This window comes from Streptomyces sp. TRM64462 (assembly GCF_013362995.1).
In the GTDB taxonomy this organism is placed as follows: Bacteria; Actinomycetota; Actinomycetes; order Streptomycetales; family Streptomycetaceae; genus Streptomyces.
The window spans coordinates 1-5,593 of sequence record NZ_JABWDV010000124.1 but is presented as its reverse complement, the minus strand read 5'-3'; the positions used below and the strand labels follow the sequence as shown (position 1 = coordinate 5,593).

General features: G+C 74.1%; 6 protein-coding genes. 5 read left to right on the top strand and 1 reads right to left on the bottom strand.

Translation table 11 applies throughout. The annotated features are described in order from the left end of the window. On the top strand, nt 1–939 hold a 939-nt coding region (locus HTZ82_RS05840), incomplete at its 5' end, for a type IV secretory system conjugative DNA transfer family protein (RefSeq protein ID WP_217623712.1). Nucleotides 940–960: 21 nt separating this feature from the next. On the opposite strand, the gene HTZ82_RS05835 is transcribed toward HTZ82_RS05840, so the two are convergent. Beyond that, nucleotides 961–1,548, bottom strand: coding sequence for a GNAT family N-acetyltransferase (locus HTZ82_RS05835; RefSeq protein WP_175408196.1), 588 nt, complete (start codon nt 1,546–1,548; stop codon nt 961–963). 139 nt (nt 1,549–1,687) lie between these two features. Between HTZ82_RS05835 and HTZ82_RS05830 the strand changes: the two genes are divergently transcribed. Genes HTZ82_RS05830 through HTZ82_RS05815 form a run of 4 tightly spaced genes read left to right on the top strand, consistent with a single transcriptional unit; the run spans nt 1,688 to nt 5,533 of the window. After that, a complete protein-coding gene (locus tag HTZ82_RS05830; protein WP_175408195.1) occupies nt 1,688–2,605 on the top strand; it encodes an ABC transporter ATP-binding protein in 918 nt (305 codons plus the stop codon). Further along, a complete protein-coding gene (locus tag HTZ82_RS05825) occupies nt 2,602–3,441 on the top strand; it encodes an ABC transporter permease (protein WP_175408194.1) in 840 nt (279 codons plus the stop codon). The genes HTZ82_RS05830 and HTZ82_RS05825 overlap by 4 nt, the downstream gene beginning before the upstream one ends. Nucleotides 3,442–3,467: 26 nt before the next feature. Then, entirely contained in the window at nt 3,468–4,871 is a 1,404-nt protein-coding gene (locus HTZ82_RS05820; protein ID WP_175408193.1) for a sensor histidine kinase, read from the top strand. Beyond that, entirely contained in the window at nt 4,868–5,533 is a 666-nt protein-coding gene (locus HTZ82_RS05815; RefSeq protein ID WP_175408192.1) for a response regulator transcription factor, read from the top strand. Before HTZ82_RS05820 ends, HTZ82_RS05815 begins: the two co-directional genes overlap by 4 nt. Nucleotides 5,534–5,593: the final 60 nt, after the last annotated feature.

The following is a 5,593-nucleotide window of genomic DNA, read 5'->3' as shown; positions in this document are numbered from 1 at the left end:
ACCCACACACCCCCGCCCCGCCTCCTCTACGGCGACGCCGCCACCCGCCGCCCCACCACCGTCCAGGCCATCCGCGACGCCGAAGGCCCCGCCCTGGTCGTCACCAGCGACGCGACCGTGTGGGCGGACACCAAGGACGCCCGCGCCAAACTCGGCCCCGTCCTCCTCTACGACCCCGGCCACCTCTGCGAAACCCCGGCCCGCCTCCACTGGTCGCCCACCGACGGCTGCGAGGACACCGACACCGCCGCCGCCCGGGCGACCGCGCTCCTCGCCCCCGTACGGCCGCACTCCCGGCTGGACGCGGCCCTCGCCGACACCGCCGAGACCCTCCTCGGCTGCTGGCTGCACGCCGCGGCCGTGGACGGCAGGCCGTTCAAGCAGGTGCACCGCTGGGCGCAGAGCAACGGCACGGCCCATGAACCCGTACGCATCCTGCGCACCCACCCCAAGGCCACCAACAGCCACGCCGGCCTCCTGGAGTCCGCGCTCACGGCGTACCCCGAACGCCGCGACGCCGCCCGCGAGCTGACGACCCGTGCGCTCGCCGCGCTGTCCTCGGTCCACATCCGCGAGGCGTGCACCCCAAATCGAACTGATTCGCTGACCTTGGAATCATTCATCCACGAGGGGGGCACCCTTTACCTGGTGGGCGAACCCATCGAGGACCCCCGGACGAAGCCGGGGGCCATGCCACTCCTCACGGCGCTCGCCTCGCACGTGGTCGAGCACGGCCGCCGCATGGCCGCACGGTCATCCGACGGTCGGCTCGACCCACCACTGAGCCTCGTCCTCGACGACGCCGCCGCGGTCGCCCCGCTCCCCCGCCTCCCGGAGCTCCTCGCCACCGGCCACACCCACGGCCTCCCCACCCTGGCCCTCCTCCGCTCCCCCGAACAAGCCCGCTCCCGCTGGCCGAACCCCCTCCCGGTGCCGTAGGGCCGACGCGCACGCCCGGACCTAGCCGACCGGCGGGTCCTCGTCCCTCGCGCACCCGCTCCGCCGCAGCACCTCGTACTCCAGCTCCAAGCCCCCGGAGTCGCCCTCCATCGGCACGGCCCGGCCGCTCGGCTCGAAGCCCGCCTTACGGTAGAAGGCCGCCGCCCGCACGTTGCGCTCATGGACGTACAGCCGCACGCGCCGCACGAACGGCTCCCGCAGCGCCCACGACCACTCGACGGCGGCCCGGAACAGGTCCCGCGCGACCCTGCTGCCGCGCGCCTCGGGCCGTACGTACACCGCGACGACATGCGTCTGGTCCACCACCGCGGCCTCGCCGAACGGCACGTCGGCGCCCCGCCGCTCCACCAGCACGGTCACCGTCCCCAGCCACACGCCGTCGGGCGCCACGGCCACGAACTGCCGCACGTCGCGCCCCTCCGCCCCCCGCGCGGTCCGCTGCTGCCAGTGGGCGTCGTCGCGTGCGACCGCCGCCTCGTACGTGTCCAGGAAGGCGAGCGGCGCGACCGGATCCCGCAGCGCGGCGAGCCGGATCTCCCGGGCCTCGCGCCACTCCTCGGCCCGCACGGGCCGTATCAGGTGACTCATCCCCCGATCCTCACCACCACCCCGAACCCCGGCAAACGAATAACCCCCGCCCCGGGTCGTACCCCGGTACTACGCCCCCGCCACCACTCCCACCCGCGGTCGGACGCCCCGCACCCCACCGCTCCGTAGCGTCGCTCCCATGATCCGGGCCCACGAACTCACCAAGAAGTACGGCGGCAAAACCGCCGTCCAGGACCTCACCTTCACCGTACGACCCGGCACCGTCACCGGCTTCCTCGGCCCCAACGGCGCCGGCAAGTCCACCACCCTCCGCATGCTCCTCGGCCTCGACGCCCCCACCCGCGGCCGCGCCACCGTCAACGGCCGCGCCTACGCCGCCCACCCCGCACCGCTCACCGAGGTCGGCGCCCTCCTGGAGGCCCGCGCCGTCCATCCCGGCCGCACCGCCCGCGCCCACCTCACCGCCCTGGCCCTCACCCACGGGCTGCCCGGCCGCCGCGTCACCGAGGTCCTGGACCTCACCGGCCTGTCCGGCGTCGCCGACCGCCGCGTGAAGGGCTTCAGCCTCGGCATGGGCCAGCGCCTCGGCATCGCCTCCGCCCTCCTCGGCGACCCCGCCACCGTCATCCTCGACGAACCGGTCAACGGCCTCGACCCGGAGGGCGTCCTCTGGATCCGCACCCTCCTCAAGTCCCTCGCCGCCGAGGGCCGCACCGTCCTCGTCTCCTCCCACCTCATGGCCGAGATGGCCCTCACCGCCGACCACCTCGTGGTCATCGGCCGCGGCCGGCTCCTGGCCGACACGACCGTCGACGAGCTCGTACGGCAGTCGGGCGGCGCCGTCGTCAAGGTCGTCACGCCCCGCGCCGCCGACCTCCAGCGCGCCCTCCTCGCCGAGCACCCGGGCACCGCCCACATCACCGCCACCGCCCCCGACACCCTCGAAGTCCACGGCCCGGACGCCCCGCACATCGGCCGCACCGCCGCCGCGCACACGATCCCCCTGTACGAACTCACCCCGCAGCACCCCTCCCTGGAGCAGGCGTTCATGACGCTCACCCAGGACACCGTCGACTACCACGGAGCCACCGCATGACCACGACGCCCACACCCACCACACCCACCACGACCGCCCCCAACCCCGACCCCGACCCCGACCCCACCCCCGCCTACGCCCTGACCCCCACCCACGTCCTCCGCTCCGAGTGGCACAAACTCTGGTCGCTGCGCTCCACCTGGATCACCACGCTGACGGCGGCCGTCCTCGTCCTGGCCGTCGGCGTCCTCATGGGCGCCACCTACACATCCGACGGCGGCGACTCCGACATCGACACCGTCATCCTCGTCCTCTACGGCACGATGCTGTCCCACATCTGTCTCGCCGTCCTCGGCATCCTCATCACCGCCGGCGAGTACACGACCGGCATGATCCGCGCCTCCCTCACCGCCGTACCGAGCCGCCTGCCGGTCCTGTGGGCGAAGGCATCCGTCTTCGCCGTCACCGCCTTCGCCCTCAGCGTCGCCACGGCCCTGGTCACCTTCGTCACCGCGCAGGTGTTCCTCTCCGACACCGACCAGGCGGCCTCCCTCACCGACCCGGGCGTGCTCCGCGCCATCGCCGGGAACTCCGCCGGCATCGCCCTCATCGGCCTCGTCGCCCTCGGCCTCGGCGCGCTCCTCCGCTCCCCGGCTGGCGCCATCGGCGCGTTCATCGGCGGCGTCATCGTCCTCCCGGAGATCCTCGGCGCCCTCCCGTACGACGCGACGAGCACCGCCGTACGCTACTTCCCCACCCAGGCCTGGGGCTCCCTCGGCTCCGCGACGCCGCTCCCCGACGCCGCGTCCCCGGGCCCGGCCCTGCTCGCCCTGGTCCTGTGGGCGGCGGCGAGCCTGGCCGCGGCGGCCGTGACCCTGAAACGCCGCGACGTCTGACCCCGTCCCGTACGAGGATGGACCCCATGCCCACACCCGTGACGGCACCCGCGCCCACGCCGCCGACGGCGCCCACGCGGCCGACGGCGTCCGCGCCGGGGGAGGCGGCCGAACAGCCGCCGCCCACCGGGCGCCTGACGGCCCATGTGCAGCGCGCCCTGCACGCCGTACGGTCCTTCGACCGCCGCCACCCGCTGCTCTGGGACGCCCTGCTCACCGGCTTCTTCGTCATCGCGGCCCTCACGGACGCCCGCGGCGGCTGGCGCACCATCGCGGCGAACCCCGAGGTTCCCTCGCACCTGGTCCTCGTCCTGAGCCTGGGCCTGTCGGTGCCGCTGCTGTGGCGCCGCCGCCACCCCCTGGCCGTCCTGGCGGCGATGGCCCCGTTCGCCCTGGTCAGCAGTTGGACGGGCGCGCTTCTCCAGGCGGCGCTGATCCAGCACATCGCCGTCTTCAACATCGCGCACCGGCTGCCCCTGAGGCGCTTGTGGTGGGCGGCGGCGCTGCTGGTGCCGCCGGTGCTGGTGGGCGCGGCCCGCTTCCCGCGCGGAAGCTGGGACCAGCTCGTCGTGCCGCCCCTGTGGGCGTTCGCCCTGGTGGCCCTGGCGGGCATCGCGGTCCGTACCCGCCAGGAGTACACCGCGTCGCTCGTGGAGCGGGCCCGCCGCCTGGAGGTCGAGCGCGACCAGCAGGCCCAGCTCGCGGCCGCCGCCGAACGCACCCGCATCGCCCGCGAGATGCACGACATCATCGGCCACAACCTGTCCGTCATCACGGGCCTGGCGGACGGCGGCCGGTACGCCGCCGCGAAGTCCCCGCAGCGCGCGGCCGAGGCCCTGGACGCCATCGCCGGCACCAGCCGCCAGGCGCTGACCGAACTCCGGCGCCTCCTGGACGTCCTCCGCGACGACGACCACCCGACCCGCACGGGCCCGCACCTGGCCCAGCAGGGCCCGGAGCTGGCTCCGCAGCCCGCCCTGGCGGACCTGGACCCGCTGATCGACGGCGTCCGCGCCGCCGGCCTCCCGGTCCGGTTCACCGTCGACGGCACCCCGGCCCCGCAGCCACCGGGCCGCCAGCTCACCGTCTACCGCATCGTCCAGGAAGCCCTCACCAACGCCCTCAAACACGGCGGCCCCCACACGACGGCCACCGTCGACATCTCGTACGCGGAAGGTGTCACCGTCACGGTGACCAACACCCCCACAGGAACCACAGGCCCAGGCCCAGGCACCGATACGGTCGCAGCCACGGCCACGGCTGCCGAGCCCGCCACCCCACCACCCGGCCTGAGGCCTCCGGGCACCGGCCTGACGGGCATGCGCGAGCGCGCCGCCCTCTACGACGGCACCCTGGAGGCCGGTCCCCTGCTCCAGCCGCCCGGCGGCTGGCGCGTCCGTCTGCATCTCCCGAAGGACCCCACGCAGTGACCACCGTGCTCATCGTCGACGACCAGCCCCTGCAGCGCCTCGGCTTCCGCATGCTCCTGGAGAGCCAGGACGACCTGTCCATCGCGGGCGAGGCCGGCAACGGCTCCGAAGCCGTGCGCCTGGCCGCCGAACTCCGCCCGGACGTCGCTCTCATGGACATCCGCATGCCCGGCATGGACGGCATCGAGGCCACCCGACGGATCGCCGCCGCCGGAGACCGTACGAGGGTGCTGATCCTGACGACGTTCGACCTGGACGAGTACGCGTACGCGGGGCTCCGCGCGGGCGCGAGCGGCTTCCTGCTGAAGGACGCCGAGCCGGACGAGGTCCTGTCGGGCATCCGCGCGGTCGCGGGAGGCGACGCGGTGGTCGCCCCGCGCCTCACCCGCCGCCTCCTCGACGCCTACGTCCAGCACCTGCCGCCGCACCCGGACGCGCCGGCCCCCATGGACCCGCGCCTGGCCCGCCTCACGGACCGCGAACGCGAGATCCTCGAAGCCATCGGCCAGGGCTGGACGAACACGGAGATCGCGCGACACTTCCACCTCGCGGAGTCCACCGTGAAAACGCATGTGGGCCGCATCCTCGCGAAAACCGGCTCCCGCGACCGTGTCCAGGCGGTCATCCTGGCGTACGACACCCGCCTGGTGAACCCGTCCTGAACGCAAAAATGCCTCAACCCCCAGCCAGAAGGCTGGGGGTTGAGGCTAAAAATTGTTCGG